This window comes from Neisseria sp. GT4A_CT1 (assembly GCF_000227275.1).
Taxonomy (GTDB): domain Bacteria; phylum Pseudomonadota; class Gammaproteobacteria; order Burkholderiales; family Neisseriaceae; genus Neisseria.
In genome coordinates this window covers 113,951-131,987 of sequence record NZ_JH164967.1, presented here as the reverse complement: position 1 = coordinate 131,987, position 18,037 = coordinate 113,951, and the positions used below count along the sequence as shown (strand labels likewise).

13 protein-coding genes are annotated in these 18,037 nt (G+C 53.3%); 5 read left to right on the top strand and 8 right to left on the bottom strand.

From position 1 onward, the window contains the following. The 4 genes from purL to HMPREF1028_RS07395 form a co-directional block, all read right to left on the bottom strand. Window positions 1-2,411 (bottom strand): phosphoribosylformylglycinamidine synthase (gene purL, locus HMPREF1028_RS07410; RefSeq protein WP_009312207.1); only part of this gene is annotated, 2,411 nt, incomplete at its 3' end. Between the two features lie 276 nt (window positions 2,412-2,687). Further along, window positions 2,688-3,035 carry a hypothetical protein gene (locus HMPREF1028_RS07405; RefSeq protein ID WP_009312206.1) on the bottom strand — a complete coding sequence of 116 codons (348 nt, stop codon included), beginning with the start codon at window positions 3,033-3,035 and terminating at the stop codon, window positions 2,688-2,690. Between the two features lie 85 nt (window positions 3,036-3,120). Next, a complete protein-coding gene (locus HMPREF1028_RS07400) occupies window positions 3,121-3,891 on the bottom strand; it encodes a M48 family metallopeptidase (RefSeq protein WP_036529430.1) in 771 nt (256 codons plus the stop codon). A 106-nt stretch (window positions 3,892-3,997) separates the two neighbouring features. Then, window positions 3,998-4,939, bottom strand: a complete 942-nt coding sequence (locus tag HMPREF1028_RS07395) for a serine hydrolase (RefSeq protein WP_009312204.1) — start codon at window positions 4,937-4,939, stop codon at window positions 3,998-4,000. A 320-nt stretch (window positions 4,940-5,259) separates the two neighbouring features. Here HMPREF1028_RS07395 and clpX point away from each other — a divergent pair, with 320 nt between their 5' ends. Continuing rightward, window positions 5,260-6,507, top strand: coding sequence for an ATP-dependent Clp protease ATP-binding subunit ClpX (clpX, locus tag HMPREF1028_RS07390; protein ID WP_009312203.1), 1,248 nt, complete (start codon window positions 5,260-5,262; stop codon window positions 6,505-6,507). A gap of 260 nt (window positions 6,508-6,767) precedes the next feature. Further along, the gene (gene acnB / locus HMPREF1028_RS07385) at window positions 6,768-9,353 is read left to right on the top strand and encodes a bifunctional aconitate hydratase 2/2-methylisocitrate dehydratase (protein WP_009312202.1); all 2,586 of its coding nucleotides are present in this window, start codon (window positions 6,768-6,770) and stop codon (window positions 9,351-9,353) included. Window positions 9,354-9,490: 137 nt separating this feature from the next. Here acnB and lptG read toward each other — a convergent pair whose 3' ends face one another. Genes lptG through HMPREF1028_RS14700 form a run of 3 tightly spaced genes read right to left on the bottom strand, consistent with a single transcriptional unit; the run spans window position 9,491 to window position 11,860 of the window. After that, entirely contained in the window at window positions 9,491-10,561 is a 1,071-nt protein-coding gene (gene lptG, locus HMPREF1028_RS07380) for an LPS export ABC transporter permease LptG (protein WP_009312201.1), read from the bottom strand. Further along, on the bottom strand, window positions 10,558-11,673 hold the full coding sequence (lptF, locus tag HMPREF1028_RS07375) for an LPS export ABC transporter permease LptF (RefSeq protein WP_003768180.1): 1,116 nt from the start codon (window positions 11,671-11,673) through the stop codon (window positions 10,558-10,560). The genes lptG and lptF overlap by 4 nt, the downstream gene beginning before the upstream one ends. Window positions 11,674-11,683: 10 nt before the next feature. Then, window positions 11,684-11,860, bottom strand: a complete 177-nt coding sequence (locus tag HMPREF1028_RS14700; RefSeq protein ID WP_156798099.1) for a hypothetical protein — start codon at window positions 11,858-11,860, stop codon at window positions 11,684-11,686. Here HMPREF1028_RS14700 and HMPREF1028_RS07370 point away from each other — a divergent pair. From HMPREF1028_RS07370 to znuD, 3 genes are all read left to right on the top strand, one after another. Next, the gene (locus tag HMPREF1028_RS07370) at window positions 11,847-13,256 is read left to right on the top strand and encodes a leucyl aminopeptidase (RefSeq protein WP_009312200.1); all 1,410 of its coding nucleotides are present in this window, start codon (window positions 11,847-11,849) and stop codon (window positions 13,254-13,256) included. The two genes, HMPREF1028_RS14700 and HMPREF1028_RS07370, sit on opposite strands and share 14 nt — an antisense overlap. A gap of 96 nt (window positions 13,257-13,352) precedes the next feature. Continuing rightward, entirely contained in the window at window positions 13,353-13,829 is a 477-nt protein-coding gene (locus HMPREF1028_RS07365) for a cupin domain-containing protein (protein WP_009312199.1), read from the top strand. A gap of 302 nt (window positions 13,830-14,131) precedes the next feature. Then, complete coding sequence (znuD, locus tag HMPREF1028_RS07360; RefSeq protein WP_009312198.1) at window positions 14,132-16,420, top strand: TonB-dependent zinc receptor ZnuD; 2,289 nt, start codon at window positions 14,132-14,134, stop codon at window positions 16,418-16,420. A 325-nt stretch (window positions 16,421-16,745) separates the two neighbouring features. Here znuD and HMPREF1028_RS07355 read toward each other — a convergent pair whose 3' ends face one another. Continuing rightward, entirely contained in the window at window positions 16,746-18,002 is a 1,257-nt protein-coding gene (locus HMPREF1028_RS07355) for a D-amino acid dehydrogenase (RefSeq protein WP_009312197.1), read from the bottom strand. Window positions 18,003-18,037 lie beyond the last annotated feature (35 nt).

Here is an 18,037-nt window from a genome sequence, read left to right as displayed (position 1 = left end):
AACGCGGAGATAATCAGGCTCAACGGTGAAACGACGGATTTTTTCTCTTCGCCGTCCTGCCAAACGGTTTTCATCGACAGGCTGTCTTTGCCTACGGGAATGCTCAAATCCAATGCCCGACAGGCTTGGGAGACGGCTTCGACGGTGCGGTAGAGTTTTTCGTCTTCGCCTTCGTTGCCGCATGCCGCCATCCAGTTGGCGGAAAGTTTGATGTTGCCGATGTCGCCGATGTTGACCGCCGCGATGTTGGTGATGGCTTCGCCGACGCACATTCTGCCCGAAGCAGGCGCGTCAAACAGGGCGACGGTCGGTTTTTCACCCATAGACATTGCTTCGCCGCGATAGGTGTTGAAACCCATCATGGTAACGGCGCAGTCGGCTACGGGGGTTTGGTATTTGCCGACCATTTGGTCGCGGTGGGTCATGCCGCCGACGCTGCGGTCTCCGATGGTAATCAGGAAGTTTTTGGCGGCTACGGTAGGCAGGCGCAAAACGCGGTAGGCGGCTTCGGTGATGTCGATATTGCCCGCGTTAAACGGTTTTTCAGACGACCTCACGGTTTTGTCGCTGCGCGTGGTTTTGGGCGGTTTGCCGAGCAAGACGTTCAGCGGCAAATCGACGGGATTGTTGGAGAACAAATCGTCGCGTACTTTCAAATGGCCGTCGTCGGTTGCCGTGCCGACTACGGCAAACGGGCAGCGTTCGCGTTCGCAGATGGCGCGGAAGGTGTCCAAATCTTTTTCTAAAATCGACAACACATAACGCTCTTGCGATTCGTTGCACCAGATTTGCAGCGGGTTGAGTCCGTGTTCTTCCAGCGGTACTTCGCGCAGCTTGAATACCGCGCTGCGTCCGGCATCGTTAACGAGTTCGGGGAAGGCGTTGGACAGGCCGCCCGCGCCGACGTCGTGGATGGAGATAATCGGGTTTTTGTCGCCGAGCTGCCAGCAGCGGTCGATCACTTCCTGCGCGCGGCGTTCGATTTCGGGGTTGCCGCGTTGCACGGAGTTGAAGTCCAAAGAAGCGTCGTTTGTACCGGTGTTCATCGAAGAAGCCGCGCCGCCGCCCAAGCCGATAAGCATGCCCGGGCCGCCCAGTTGGATCAGTAATGCGCCTTCGGGGATTTCGTCTTTATGCGTCTGCTGCGCCTGAATGCTGCCCAAGCCGCCGGCAATCATAATCGGTTTGTGGTAGCCGCGGACTTGACCGTCAAACTTCTCTTCAAAGGTGCGGAAGTAGCCCAAGAGGTTCGGGCGGCCGAATTCGTTGTTGAACGCCGCGCCGCCGATGGGGCCTTCAATCATGATGTCCAGCGGCGAGGAAATGTGTTCTGGCTTGCCGTAGTCTTGTTCCCACGGCTGTTTGAGGTCGGGGATGTTGAGGTTGGAGACGGTAAAGCCGGTCAAGCCTGCTTTCGGACGCGAACCTTTGCCCGTCGCGCCTTCGTCGCGGATTTCGCCGCCCGCGCCCGTTGCCGCACCCGCAAACGGCGCGATGGCGGTCGGGTGGTTGTGCGTTTCCACTTTCATGATGATATGCGTGTCTTCCTCGTGGAAACGGTAGCCTTGGTTTTCCGCCGCATTCGGATAGAAACGCTCGATTTTTGCGCCTTCGATCACGGACGAATTGTCTTTATAGGCAACGACCGTGCCTTCGGGATGCGCGTTGTGCGTGTCGCGAATCATGCCGAAGAGGGATTTCGGTTGTTTTTCGCCGTTGAGGATGAAATCGGCGTTGAAGATTTTGTGGCGGCAGTGTTCGCTGTTTGCCTGCGCGAACATCATCAGCTCCACATCGGACGGATTGCGCTGTAAAGCCTGATAGTTTTCAACCAGATAATCGATTTCGTCGGCGGAGAGTGCCAAACCCATTTCGGTATTGGCTTTGACCAAAGCCTCTTTACCGCCGCCCAAAACATCGACGCTGGAGAAAGTTTCGGATTCGAGATGGTGGAATAATTTGGAGGCCGTCTGAAAATCGGGCAATACGGATTCGGTCATGCGGTCGTGCAGCAAAGCCGACCATTGCTGTTTCTGTCCATCATTCAGACGACCTTCCAGCCACACCGCCATGCCGCGCTCGATGCGCTCAATGCCTTCCAAACCGCAGTTTTCCGCGATATTGGTCGCCTTGGAAGCCCACGGCGAAATCGTACCCAAACGGGGCGTTACCAAAAATAAATGCAAGCCCTCGCGCGCTTCGGGCGTTTCTTCAACGCTTTGCGCCGCCAACAAGGCTTGCAGTTTTTCGACAGTTGCGGCATCCAATGCTTTCTCGCTGCCGACAAAATACCAAAATTCGCTTTTCAGTTTCACTTCAGGCAGACCGAGTGCGGCCGCTTTTTGCAAGAGTTTTTCAACACGGAAATCGGAAAGGGCGGTAACGCCGCGCAAGGGCAAAACAACAGACATGATTCAGCTCTCAAATGCGGTTGGGAAAGGCTGTATTATACGCCGAATGGGTCTGGGTTGCTTGGTAATTTGGGTGGAAATGTTGACAATTTTTCAGACGACCTGCGCTGGATGGGGCGGAAGGGTCGTCTGAAAAATCTTGATTGAAACCTATGCAATGCTTTGATTTAAATTGATTTTTTAGGGTTTTAAATCACACGAACGCCTTTAGGTAATGCAGATGTCGGATTTGGGAATCCAATCTATGGTTTCTCTCATGGCTGCGCTTACTTATGCTCATATATCAAAATTTCGATATTCAAATTTGTATTGGGCCTCTTGAGTTTTGTTATACTCTCCGACAAGATAAAATTTAATATCTTCGTAAATTAAAATATATTCGATTAAATAATCACCATCAACATATTCTATTGATAAAAAGGTGTCATTATTTAGATCTGATATAGAAAATAAATTAATTTTCGACTTATCTTTTACAAAACTCAAAAAATCATCTATCTCAGCTAAAGTTTCTTTGTCTAAACCATATTCGGACGACAATATTTCTGTATTATTTTGTTTATAAGCCGTGACAAATTGATTGATAGCTTCGTAAATAGTTGCTCGGATATTTTGTTTTTTCATACTGTAACCTATTTCTTAAATAGAAGGATTATAGGCTGATTTGAAAAAAATCGATGTCGGTTTACGGAAGGTTTATCCAAGAAATTTATCGTTTATTTTTCTGATAAATCGGCATGAGTTCAGGCAGCATTCTGCGGATGGCGTTGATGCGCGTCTGATTGGTCGGATGGGTGGACAAAATCGCAATAGACGAGCTGCCTTCAAGTTTGCTCATCTTTTCCCAAACGCTGATGGCAGCCTCCGGATTGTAGCCCGCCTGAGCCATCAAACGTACGCCGCCTGCGTCTGCTTCGCTTTCCTGATGGCGCGAAAAGGGCTTGGAAGCAAGTAAATCCGTACCCAATCCAACGATATTGGCATCGACTCCGGATGCACCCGCTAAAATAGAACCGCCCAATCCCGTCAGCACTTGGCCGCCAATCGCTTTTTTGCCATGTTCCAGCAGGGCGTGGGTCATCTCGTGACCGATAACGGCGGCGATTTCGTCGTCCGTCAATTTCAAACGCTCAACCATGCCGGTGTACATCGCCATTTTGCCTCCGGGCATTGCCCAAGCATTCAATTCGTTGCCGCGGAAAACATTCATCTGCCAATTGAAAGGTGTGCCAGTTTGGTTGGCCTGGTTGGCATAGGGTTTCAGGCGTTCGAATACGGCTTTGATACGGCGCGAAGTGTGGGAAGTGTTGTCCAAAACGCGCTGCGACTGCGCTTGCTGTACCACTTGCGAATAGTTTTTGGCGGCAGCCTCGTTGAGCGATGCCGTATCGTATCCCACCATATCGGCAACGGAAGTACAGCCGGTCAAGGCTAAAATGGCTACCAACTGTATCAATTGTTTTTTGTTCGGCATTTGCATCTCCTAATATTGTTAAAATCAAGATTCTTCAACCGGATTGCATGAAGTTTTTCTGCTTATCATATAAAAAATGCCGCCTGATTTTCAGACGGCATAATAAGTGTTTTTAAGAGCGGCGCTGCGACATCCAAGATTCGATCTTACGCGCGTCGTTTACGCGGGTTGTCGAGGTTGGCGAGTTCAGCAATACGATGGTAATCGGTTGGTTTTGAACGTTTGCCTTAACCACCATCGAACGTCCTGCTTCGCGGATATAACCAGTTTTCTGAAGCTCGATGTTCCAGCTGCCTTCGCGGACGAGGGCGTTGGAGTTTTTATAGTTTTGGCGGCCGTTTGCCGTCCAAACCGAGCCGTAGTTGGAGGTCGTGTTTTTGCGGATAAGCGGATATTTGCTCGCTGCGGCGACCATGCGGTTCAAATCGTTGGCGGTTGATACGTTTTGGAAATTCAGACCGGTAGGTTCGTAGAAACGGCTGCTGTGCATGCCCAGGCTTTGCGCTTTGGCATTCATGGCGGCAACAAACGCTGACATACCGCCCGGATAGGTACGGCCCAGCGCGTGTGTTGCGCGGTTTTCGCTGCTCATCAGGCTCAGGTGCAGCAATTCGCCGCGCGTCAGCGTCGTGCCGACGGCAAGGCGGCTGCCTGTACCTTTCAGACGGTCGATTTCGTCGGAGGTGATGGTAATGCGTTCGTTCATATCCAAACGTGCGTCCAAGACGACCATCGCGCTCATCAGTTTGGAAATGGACGCAATCGGCATCACGCGGTCTGCGTTTTTCTGATACAGGATTTCGCCTGTTTTGTTGTTAAAAATCAGGGCGGACTGCGATGTCAAAAGCGGCCCCGCCATCATCGCCTGAGCCTCGATTTTTTGTGCGTGGCTTAATGCGAAAGCTTCCATCGGGTCATTTTGGGTTGGAAAATTTTGTTCCAAAAATTGACCCAAAACGTCCATATCGTCTGCAGCGGCAGGGGCGGCGGCGACAGTCAACGCCATACCCAAACAGGCTGCACTCAGTGTTTTATAAAATTTCATAACCGACATACTTCAACCAGTAGAATTTAAGACAATTGAATTATTAAAGGGGATATTTTGCTTAAAATACAACAAAATGTAAAGTTTAATATGGCTTTTTTGCGTTTGTTTGCATCTTTTTCCCAAATTGGAAACAATCTTAAGGATGGGAAATCATGGTGTGTTGCCATGCATCGGAGGGTCGTCTGAAAACCTTACGCCCAACAGCTTGCCATACGGTATTTGATAAACCTTAAGATACTGATTATACTTACCGACTTTGCCGAAAACCGTTCCCGCAACATTCGGATGACGGTTTGCCGATATTGCTTGAAAACAGAAGATAAATTATGACTGAAGAAAAACGCTCCTGCTCGTTTTGCGGAAAATCCGAGCATGAAGTCAAAAACCTGATTGAAGGCGAAAACGCTTTTATCTGTAACGAATGTGTAGAAACTTGCGGCGTAATGCTGCAAAGTTCAGACGACCTCTCCGCAGACAAATCTGCAACGGATGCGTCCCATCCGAACAACAAGCTGCCCACGCCTGCCGAAATCGTCGCCAACCTCAACGATCATGTTATCGGTCAGGAACAAGCCAAGAAAGCCTTGGCGGTGTCGGTGTACAACCATTACAAACGCCTGCGCCATCCCAAAGCCAACGGCAACGTCGAATTGTCGAAATCCAACATCCTGCTTATCGGTCCGACCGGTTCGGGTAAAACGCTGTTGGCGCAGTCCTTGGCGCGCAAACTGGACGTACCGTTCGTCATGGCGGACGCGACCACGCTGACTGAAGCGGGTTATGTCGGTGAAGATGTCGAGCAAATCATTACCAAACTTTTGGGTAAATGCGATTTCGATGTCGAAAAAGCCCAACGCGGTATCGTCTATATTGATGAAATCGACAAAATCTCCCGCAAAAGCGACAACCCGTCGATTACCCGCGACGTATCCGGCGAAGGCGTGCAACAAGCCTTGCTGAAACTGATTGAAGGTACGGTTGCCAGCGTTCCGCCCCAAGGCGGCCGCAAACATCCGAATCAGGAATTTATCAACGTCGATACGACGAACATCCTGTTTATCTGCGGAGGCGCGTTTGCAGGCTTGGAAAAAGTGATCCGTCAGCGTACTGAAAAAGGCGGTATCGGTTTCGGCGCATCCGTTCACAGTAAGGACGAAAATGCCGACATTACCGGATTGTTTGAAATCGTCGAGCCTGAAGACTTGATTAAATTCGGTCTGATTCCCGAGTTAATCGGCCGTCTGCCCGTTATCGCCACGCTGGCGGAATTGGATGAAGACGCATTGGTCAACATTTTGACCGAGCCGAAAAATGCCTTGGTGAAACAATATCAAACCCTGTTCGGCATGGAAAATGTCGAATTGGAATTTGAAGAAGAAGCCCTGCGCAGCATCGCCCGTCAGGCAATGGAACGTAAAACCGGCGCGCGCGGCCTGCGCTCCATCGTTGAACGCTGCCTCTTGGATACTATGTATCAACTGCCTGATTTGAAAGGCGTGACCAAAGTTGTCATCGGTAAAAACGTCATTGAGAAAGGCGAACAGCCCAAGCTCCTGCGTGAAGACGGAAGCTAATATCAGGCAAACGCCCGGTAAAAGAACGAACCGGTCATTCCGATAAAATATAAAAGGTCGTCTGAAACCCTGTTTTCAGACGACCTTTTCGTATTTTTCAAGATAATTCGTTTCAATAGCAAACACCTATTACATCCGATAACATAAATATTCCAATTTTTGCCAAACTGGTCTATGATACCTAAAAGGATTGTTTACAATTCTTTGATTGCAAATCATTTGCAACGGATAGAAGAAAAACAGAAAAAAGGAACAAAGAGATGTTAGAAGCCTATCGCAAAGCCGCCGCCGAGCGTGCTGCCCTTGGTATCCCGCCCCTCCCTTTGAACGCGCAGCAAACCGCCGATTTGGTCGAGCTGCTGAAAAACCCGCCCGCAGGCGAAGGTGAATTCTTGGTCGAACTGCTTGCCCACCGTGTTCCGCCCGGTGTGGACGATGCCGCCAAAGTCAAAGCCTCATTCCTGGCTGCCGTTGCCGAAGGCAGCGCATCCAGCCCGCTGATTTCCCCTGAATATGCGACCGAACTCTTAGGTACGATGCTCGGCGGTTACAACATTCACGCCTTAATCGAACTCTTGGACAACGACAAACTTGCGCCCATCGCTGCCAAAGGTTTGAAACATACGCTTCTGATGTTCGATTCTTTCCACGACGTTCAGGAAAAGGCCGAAAAAGGCAATAAATACGCGCAGGAAGTTTTGCAATCTTGGGCGGATGCCGAATGGTTCACTTCACGCGCCAAAGTTCCCGAAAAAATCACCGTTACCGTCTTCAAAGTTGACGGCGAAACCAATACAGACGACCTCTCTCCCGCTCCCGACGCATGGAGTCGTCCCGATATTCCGCTGCACGCGCTGGCGATGCTGAAAAACCCGCGCGACGGCATCACGCCCGACAAACCGGGCGAAGTCGGTCCGATTAAATTGTTGGAAGAACTCAAAGCCAAAGGCCACCCCGTTGCCTATGTCGGCGACGTGGTCGGTACCGGTTCTTCACGCAAATCCGCGACCAACTCTGTGATTTGGCATACCGGCGAAGACATTCCGTTTGTGCCGAACAAACGCTTCGGCGGCGTATGTTTGGGCGGAAAAATCGCGCCGATTTTCTTCAATACTCAAGAAGACTCCGGCGCGCTGCCGATTGAAGTCGATGTTTCCGCGCTGAAAATGGGCGATGTCGTCGATATCCTGCCTTATGAAGGCAAAATCGTGAAAAACGGCGAAACCGTTGCCGAATTCAGCCTGAAATCTCAAGTATTGCTGGACGAAGTGCAAGCGGGCGGCCGTATCAACCTGATTATCGGCCGCGGTCTGACCGCCAAAGCGCGCGAAGCCCTGAAACTGCCTGCTTCCACCGAATTCCGTCTGCCTCAAGCGCCTGCCGAAAGCAAAGCCGGTTTCACGTTGGCGCAAAAAATGGTCGGTCGCGCCTGCGGTCTGCCCGAAGGACAAGGCGTACGTCCGGGTACTTATTGCGAACCGCGCATGACGACGGTCGGCTCGCAAGACACTACCGGCCCGATGACCCGCGACGAGTTGAAAGACTTGGCTTGTTTGGGCTTCTCCGCCGATATGGTGATGCAGTCTTTCTGTCACACCGCTGCTTATCCGAAACCTGTCGATGTCAGAACCCATAAAGAACTGCCCGCCTTTATTTCTACCCGTGGCGGCGTATCTCTGCGTCCGGGCGACGGCGTGATCCACTCATGGCTCAACCGCCTGCTGCTGCCCGATACCGTCGGCACCGGCGGCGACAGCCACACCCGTTTCCCTATCGGTATTTCCTTCCCTGCCGGCTCCGGCTTGGTTGCTTTCGCAGCAGCCACCGGCGTGATGCCGCTCGATATGCCTGAATCCGTATTGGTACGCTTCAGCGGCAAACTGCAACCGGGCGTCACCCTGCGCGATTTGGTGAACGCGATTCCGCTTTACGCGATTAAGCAAGGTTTGCTGACCGTGGCCAAAGCCGGTAAGAAAAACATCTTCTCTGGCCGCATCCTCGAAATCGAAGGTCTGCCTGATTTGAAAGTGGAGCAAGCCTTTGAATTGACCGACGCATCCGCCGAACGCTCCGCCGCCGGCTGTACCGTGAAGCTCAACAAAGAGCCGATTATCGAGTACATGAAATCCAACGTCGTGTTGATGAAAAACATGATTGCCGACGGCTATCAAGACCCGCGTACTTTGGAACGCCGTATCAAAGCAATGGAAAAATGGCTGGCGAATCCGGAGCTGCTCGAAGCGGATAAAGATGCCGAATACGCCGCCGTGATTGAAATCAACATGGACGACATCAAAGAGCCGATTATCGCCTGCCCGAACGACCCGGACGACGTATGCTTCATGTCCGAACGTTCCGGCACCAAAATCGACGAAGTGTTCATCGGTTCGTGCATGACCAACATCGGCCACTTTCGCGCCGCCTCCAAACTCTTGGAAGGCAAGTCCGACATCCCCGTCCGCCTGTGGATGGCGCCGCCAACCAAAATGGATGCGAAAGAGTTGTCTGACGAAGGCCACTACGGCGTACTCGGCCGCGCCGGCGCGCGTATGGAAATGCCGGGTTGTTCGCTGTGTATGGGTAACCAAGCCCAAGTACACGAAGGTGCAACTGTCATGTCCACTTCTACCCGAAACTTCCCGAACCGCCTGGGTAAAAACACCTTCGTTTATCTCGGCTCGGCAGAGTTGGCGGCGATTTGCTCCAAACTGGGCAAAATCCCGACCGTTGAAGAATACCAAGCCAACATCGGCATCATCAACGAACAGGGCGACCAAATCTACCGCTACATGAACTTCAACGAAATTGACAGCTACAACGAAGTAGCCGAAACCGTGAATGTTTAATAAGTAGGTAAAACCGTTTCAGACGACCTCTTCAATGGCTAACCCTATGAGGTCGTCTGAAAACAAAAAAAACAGAACAGTTTTCGCTGTTCTGTTTTTTTATAGTGGATTAAATTTAATCCACTATATTCTTGAGCTTAACGCCGCTCCTGCCTGCGTATCAGCCAAACGGCGAGCAGGGCGAAGGCTATGGTGGGCAGTGCGCCGGCGAGGAAGGGTGGGACGCCGTAGAGTTGGCTGGTAAACCCGAAGAGCCGTCCGGCGAAGTGGAACAGCAAGCCGAGGCAGATGCCGCCGAAGAGTTTCAAGCCCATATTGCCGTGGCGGGTAGTTTGCGGGGTGAAGGCGAAGGCGACGAGTGCCATGACCCAGGCGGCGACGGGGTAAACCAATTTGCGCCACCAGGCGATGGCGTAGATTTGGGTGTTTTGGTTGTTGTTTTCGAGGTGGCTGATGTAGGTGGTCAGTTCGCCGACCGACATTTGGTCGGGTTTGACAAGCAATACGTCCATCAGGTTACGTTTGACGGCGATCGGCCAGTTTTCTTCGGCGGCAGTCGAGACTTCGACTTTATCTTTGCTAAGCGTGCTGCGGCGGATGTTTTTCAACTGCCAACTGCCGTCGTTGTTTAAAACAGCGGATTCGGCTTCCTTTGCCTGCGTCAGTTCGTTTTTGTCGTTGCGCACCCAAATTTTAATGCCCAGCATGGTATGGTCGGGCAGCATTTCGCGCACGTTGATGATGCTGTTTTTTTCTTTGAGCCAAAGCCCGGTATTGCCGGTGCTGATTTTGCCGTTGATGGCGGCGGATTTGATGTTTTCGGCTTTTTGGCTGAGGGTGGGGGCAATCCATTCGCCGAGCGCGGCGGTGGCGATGGCGAAAATCAGTCCGAACTGCGACAGGATCAGCAGCAGTTTTTTGGTGCTCATGCTGCTTGCTTTGATGACGGTCAGTTCGCTGCCGGCGGCAAGTTGACTGAGGGAGACGAGTCCGCCGATGAGGACGGCGAGGGGCATGAGTTCGTAGGCGCGCGCGGGCATCTGCATGAGGACGTATTGCGCCATGGTTGCGCCGTTATAGCTGCCTTTGCTCAAGTCGCCGACTTCGTTGATGATCTCGAAAAAGCTGTATAGGGCGAGGAAGGCCAGGAGGGCGTAAACCGCCATAACCGCCATTTGGCGGATGATGTAACGTGAAATCAGGTTCATTTTCCGCCTTTCAATGTCAGACTTTTGCCAATCGCCCGCCAGAAGGGCTGGCTGGGCATGCTGCGGACGCGCAGGAGTACGACGGCGATGGCGAACATGATGATGTGCATGGGCAGCAGTCCGAGCCAGAAATGGATTTTGCCGTCTTCCACGGCATTGCGCAGGAAGGTCAGTCCGTTTTGGTAAATCAGGAAAAGCCCGATGGCGACGAGGATGTTGTAGGTGTGGCCGCTGCGCGGGTTGAAATAGGAAAGCGGCACGGCAAGCAGGCAGAGCAGGAGGACGCTGACGGTCAGCGAGATACGCCACATCAATTCAGCCTGATGTTGCGGGTTGCTGCTGCCGATGAGCTGCGATGTCGGGATGGTGCGGCGGTGGGAAACGGGGTCGATGAGTTTGGGCGTGGTGCTGATAATCAGGCTGAGGTTTTGAAAGGAAACGCGGTTGTAGTCGGCTTTGCCGGGCGTGCCGCTGTAACGGTAGCCGTTGCGCAGGTCGAGCGTGCGCTTGTTGTCGTTCAGTGAGAAATTGCCTTCTTTGGCGAAGATAATGTTGTCGTTGCCGTTTTTGTCTTGTTCGCGCAGGAACAGATTTTTCATGATGCCTGATTCGGTGTCGAAGGTTTCGACGAAGTAAACCCTGCCGTTGCGCTTGCCCAGGCTGTTGAACTCGCCTGCTTCCACCATCGACAATTCTTGTTTCTGCTTGAGGATTTCGGCGTATTCGCGGCTGCGCAGTTCCGCCCACGGCATCACCCAAAGCTGCATGACGGCAATCAGGATGGCAAACGGTACGGCAAACTGCATGACGGGGCGTATCCATTGTTTCAACGCCAATCCGCAGGAGAGCCAGACCGACATTTCGCTGTCGCGCCAGTAGCGGGTCAACACGGTCAGCGTGCTGATGAAAGCGGTCAACACCAACAAAAGCGGCGTCATGCCGATGACCCAGAAGCCGACCAATGCCAACACGGCATCGATGGCGACGCGCCCGTCGGCGGCACGGCCGAGCAGGTTGATTGCCTGAGTGGAGACCAATACCGCCAAGAGGACGACGAAAATGCCGACGGCGGTAAAAGAGAGTTCTTTGATGAAGTTTCTTTGATAAATCATAGAATCGCGGCTAGGAGCGGTAGCGGTAGCGGTTCGGCGCAGGCGGATTGTCTGCGCAAGGTTTCAGACGACCTCTCAAATGGAGTACAATCTTTCCAACCGTTTTCAGACGACCTCTTAATGCAAAGGGTCGTCTGAAACTACCCGAAACCATCTCAATCAGGAGAATAAACGTGGAATTTAGCACAAAAGCCGGAACCTTGCAGCCGCAACAGGCAGGCGCGCAGTTATTTGTCTGCACCGAAGAGGCGCAATTAAACCACCCGACCGCCCTTGCCCTTTTGTCTTCGCTTGAAGAAGGTCAAACTTTTTCCGACACCAAAATCCCGACGGACAACGGTTTGCAGGCAGTCGCCGTCGTCCGCCTCGAAAAAACCGACCGCGCCGCGCTGAACAAAGCCGCTGCCGAAGCCGCCAAATGGGCGCAAAATCAGGAAACGGTTAATGCGGACATCCATGCCTTCGATGAAGCGCAAGCCGCCGCCGTTGCCGAAGCTTTCGCCATCGCGTTCGGCAACGCCGCCTACCGTTTCGACCGCTACAAAAAAGAAGCCAAGCCCGCCAAATTCGCACAAGCCGTGTTTTACACCGCACACGAAGCCGCCGTCAAAGAAGCCCTGCGCGTCGCCGAAGCGCAGGTTTACGGACAAAGCCTCTGCCGCGATTTGGGCAACGCCGCGCCCAACGAATGCACGCCCGAATTTTTAGCGCGCACCGCCAAAGCCGAAGCCGAAAAACTGGGCGCACACGCCAAAATCATCGAAAAAGACTACATCAAAGAAAACATGGGTTCGTTCTGGTCGGTCGCCAAAGGCAGCGTGGAAGCCCCCTATCTGATTGAATTGAGCTACTTCGGCGCAGTCGACAAAGAAGCCGCCCCCGTCGTCTTGGTCGGCAAAGGCATCACCTTCGACACCGGCGGCATCTCCCTCAAACCCGGTTTGAACATGGACGAAATGAAGTTTGATATGTGCGGCGCGGCAACCGTCATCAGCACCTTCTGCGCCGCCGTCAAACTGCAACTGCCGATCAACCTCGTCGCCGTCGTCGCCACTTGCGAAAACATGCCTTCCGGCGCGGCAAACAAACCGGGCGACGTCGTGAAAAGCATGAAAGGTCTGACGATTGAAGTATTGAACACCGATGCCGAGGGTCGTCTGATTTTGTGCGACGCGCTCACTTACGCCGAGCAGTTCAAGCCTAAAGCCGTCATCGACGTCGCCACCCTGACCGGCGCGTGCATCATTGCCTTGGGCCATGACGTCAGCGGCGTGATGGGCAACAATCAGGATTTGGTCGACAGCCTGCTTGCCGCCTCCCGCAACGTGGACGACAAAGCATGGCAACTGCCGCTCTTTGAAACCTACAAAGACCAGCTCAAATCCAACTTCGCCGACATTCCCAACATCGGCACGCCCGGCGCAGGCACGATTACCGCCGCCACCTTCCTGTCTTACTTCACCGAAGACTACCCGTGGGCGCACCTCGACATCGCGGGTACGGCATGGAAATCCGGCAGCGAAAAAGGCGCAACCGGCCGCCCCGTTCCCTTGTTGCTGAACTATCTGCGCAACGTGAAATAAGCCTTGACGCCTGCGGGGCGAAGCAACCGACCCCGCAGGCCGTCTGAAAACGGAACGCATCATCTTCTGACACAACTCGACAAACGGAGAACCATGATGAAACCGCTATTTGCCGCATTGTCTATCGCCTTTCTGCTCGGCACGACCGTCAACGTTCACGCCGCGGAACAGGCCAAACCTACCGACCGCAGCGTCCAAGTGTACAAAAAAGCCGACTTGGCGGAGTGGAACCGCGAAAACGCAGCCGGAGGCAAAGGCCCGCTGCTCGGCCGCTTCGCCTTCAACCGCCACCAGACCGCCGCCCAAGACGCGTTCAGGGAAATCGGCTGGCTGACTCTGCCACCGGGTGCATCCATCGGCGAACACAAACACACCGACAACGAAGACGTTTACATCATCGTATCGGGCAAAGGCGTGTTTACCGACAGCACGGGCAAACAGACCCCAGTCGGCGCCGGCGACATCACCATCGCCCGCCCCGGCCAGTCCCATGCGTTGAAGAACATCGGTAAAGAGCCGCTGGTCTTCCTTGACCTGATTGCCGAGACCGCCGCCGCCCAAGCTGCCAAATAGCAGTCATCAAACCGACAAGGTCGTCTGAAAACCATATTGCGTTTTCAGACGACCTTTTTTGTTGTTTAGGCAACATGATTCGTTCCAAGCAAACGGGGGAATGGCGTGCTGCCGCTGTTTCCGTCTTTTTTATCATTTTCAAGATATTGGGTTTCAGACGACCTTTGGTTTTCGCTGTTTGTATGGGCTTGGGTTTGGCTGTTTTGCCGCACCAAATGCGGTTTGTTCCTTGAATTCTTGTCATATTAATGATGTGATGTTATATAATAACAATTTATTTGAAATATGACGGGAAACCTAAAATGACACAAACCACGCTTAAACCTATTGTTTTATCTATTCTTTTAATCAGTTCCCCCATTCTCGCCCAAGCGCATGAAACCGAGCAGACGGTGGACTTGGAAACGGTCAACGTCGTCGGTAAAAGCCATCCGCGCGCTACTTCGGGGCTGCTGCACACTTCGACTGCCTCCGACAAAATCATTACCGGCGATACTTTGCGGCAAAAAGCCGTCAATCTCGGCGACGCGCTCAACGGCGTGCCGGGCGTCCATGCTTCGCAATACGGCGGCGGTGCGTCCGCGCCTGTGATACGCGGGCAGACGGGCAGGCGGATTAAAGTGTTGAACCATCATGGAGAAACGGGTGACATGGCGGATTTCTCGCCCGACCATGCCCTGATGGTGGACACCGCCTTGTCGCAACAGGTCGAAATCCTGCGCGGACCGGTAACGCTGTTGTACAGCTCGGGCAATGTGGCGGGCTTGGTGGATGTTGCCGATGGAAAAATCCCTGAAAAAATGCCTGAAAACGGCGCATCAGGCGAACTGGGACTGCGTTTGAGCAGTGGCAATTTGGAAAAACTCACGTCCGGCGGCATCAATGTCGGACTGGGCAAAAACTTCGTGTTGCACACGGAAGGGCTGTACCGCAAATCGGGCGACTACGCCGTACCGCGTTACCGCAAAGAAGAGGGTCGTCTGAAACGCCTGCCTGACAGCCACGCCGATTCGCAAACAGGCAGCATCGGGCTGTCTTGGGTGGGCGAGAAAGGCTTTATCGGCGCGGCGTACAGCGACCGTCGCGACCGCTACGGCCTGCCTGCGCACAGCCATCTCTACGACGACTGCCACGCCGACATCATCTGGCAGAAGAGTTTGATTAACAAACGCTATTTGCAGCTTTATCCGCACCTGCTGACCGAAGAAGACATCGATTACGACAATCCGGGCTTAAGCTGCGGCTTCCACGACGACGATAATACACACGCGCATACCCACAGCGGCAGACCGTGGATAGACCTGCGCAACAAACGCTATGAAATCCGCGCCGAATGGAAGCAGCCGCTCCCCGGTTTCGAAGCCCTGCGCGTGCATTTGAACCGTAACGACTACCGCCACGACGAAAAAGCGGGCGATGCGGTGGAAAACTTCTTCAAAAACAAAACGCAAAATGCCCGCATCGAATTGCGCCACCTGCCCATAGGTCGTCTGAAAGGCAGTTGGGGCGTGCAATACCTCACCCAAAAATCCAGCGCGCTTTCCGCCATTCCCGAAACCGTCCAACAGCCGATGTTGATCGACAACGATGTGCATCATTACAGCTTTTTCGGCGTAGAACAGGCAAATTGGGACAATTTCTCGCTTGAAGGCGGCGTGCGCGTGGAAAAACAAAAAGCTGCCATTCAGTACGACAAAGCCCTGATTGATCGGGAAAACTACTACAACCAACCCTTGCCCGACCTCGGCGCGCACCGCCAAACCGCCCGCTCGTTCGCGCTTTCCGGCAACTGGTATTTCACGCCACAACACAAACTCAGCCTGACCGCCTCCCATCAAGAACGCCTGCCGTCAACGCAAGAGCTGTACGCACACGGTAAACACGTCGCCACCAATACCTTTGAAGTCGGCAACAAACACCTCAACAAAGAGCGTTCCAACAACATCGAACTCGCGCTGGGCTACGAAGGCGACCGCTGGCAATACAATCTGGCACTCTACCGCAACCGCTTCGGCAACTACATCTACGCCCAAACCTTAAACGACGGACGGGGCCCCAAATCCATCGAAGACGACAGCGAAATGAAGCTCGTGCGCTACAACCAATCCGGCGCCGACTTCTACGGCGCGGAAGGCGAAATCTACTTCAAGCCCACGCCGCGCTACCGCATCGGACTTTCCGGCGACTACGTCAGAGGTCGTCTGAAAAACCTCCCGTCGCTGCCCGGCAGGGAAGATGCCTACGGCAACCGTCCACTCATCGCTCAAGCTGACCAAAACGCCCCGCGCGTTCCCGCCGCACGGCTCGGCTTCCACCTGAATGCCGCGCTGACCGACCGCATCGATGCCCATCTCGACTACTACCGCGTGTTTGCCCAAAACAAACTCGCCCGCTACGAAACGCGCACGCCCGGACACCATATGCTCAACCTCGGCGCAAACTACCGCCGCCGCACCGGCTACGGCGAGTGGAATTGGTACGTCAAAGCCGACAACCTGTTCAACCAGTCCGTTTACGCCCACAGCAGCTTCCTGTCCGACATCCCGCAAATGGGACGCAGCTTCACCGGCGGCGTGAACTTTAAGTTTTAAGCGAGACGGATTTTTGGCGAAACCTTAAATATTTTCAGGCGCAGCCGTCAGGTTTGCTTTTGGGGATGTTGGGTTTCGTGGGAATGTGAGAAAGGTCGTCTGAAAACTATATTGCGTTTTCAGACGACCTTTGAGTTTGTATAGTGGATTAACTTTAAACCAGTACGGCGTTGCCTCGCCTTAGCTCAAAGAGAACGATTCTCTAAGGTGCTGAAGCACCAAGTGAATCGGTTCCGTACTATCTGTACTGTCTGCGGCTTCGTCGCCTTGTCCTGATTTAAATTTAATCCACTATAGTGCCGCTCAAACCTTATCGGTTTAAAGTTCAAGACGGATAGCGCGACAGGCTCAAGTCGTCGCTGCGGATTTCGGTGTCTTTGCCGCACACGATATCGGCGGTCAATTTTGCCGAGCCCAGCGACATGGTCCAGCCCAAAGTGCCGTGACCTGTATTCAGGAACAGGTTGTCAAAGCGGGTGCGGCCGATTAGCGGCGTGCTGTCGGGCGTCATCGGTCTGAGGCCGCTCCAGAACAATGCCTGATTCAAGTTGCCGCCTTCGGGGAACAAATCGTTGACGACCAAAGCCAGCGTTTCGCGGCGTTTTTCGGACAGTTTGATTTCGTAGCCGGACAATTCCGCCATACCGCCGACGCGGATTCTGTTGTCGAATCGTGTGATGGCGACTTTGTAGCTTTCGTCCAAAACGGTGGAAACCGGCGCGCCGTCTGAGTTTTTGACGGGCAGGGTCAAGGAATAGCCTTTGACGGGGTAAATGGGCAGATTGAGGTCCAACTGCGCCAAAACCGTCCTGCTGAAGCAGCCGAGCGCGCAGACGAAGGCATCTGCTTCAAAGCGTTCCGTTTCGGTTTCGATTGCGCTGATGCGCTGGCCGTTGTGTTCGATGCGGCGGATGGTTCGGTTGAAATGGAACTGTACGCCTTTTTCCAGACACAGTTTGTACAGGTTTTGGGTGAAGAGGTGGCAGTCGCCGGTCGCATCCGCAGGCAGGTGCAGGCCGCCGGCAATTTTGGCAGTAACGCGTGCAAGTGCAGGCTCGAATTCTGCGCATTCTTCGGGTTTCAGACGACGGTAGGGCACGCCGTATCGTTCCAAAACGGTAATGTCTTGTTCTGCCGCTTCGACTTCTTTGGCTTGGCGGAAAATCTGCAAAGTTCCTTTTTTGCGTCCTTCGAAATTCATGCCGGTTTGCGCTTCAAAACGGCGGAACATTTCACGGCTGTATTCGGAAATCCTGACCATGCGCTCTTTGTTGATTTGATAGCGGGATGCCGTGCAGTTTTGCAGCATTTGCCACAGCCATTCGACTTGATACAGGCTGCCGTCGGGGCGGAACAGCAGGGGAGGATGGCTTTTAAACAGCCATTTCAGTGCTTTGGTCGGAATGCCGGGTGCCGCCCAAGGCGTGGTGTAGCCGTAAGAAAGCTGACCCGCATTGGCGAAACTGGTTTCCATTGCCACGCCTTCGGCGCGGTCGATTACCGTTACCTCATGTCCGGCTTCCGTCAGATACCACGCGCAAGATACGCCGGCAACTCCGGCACCTAAAACAAGCACTTTCATTTTGTTCCTCCGCCGACTGGTTTGATATAGTGGAT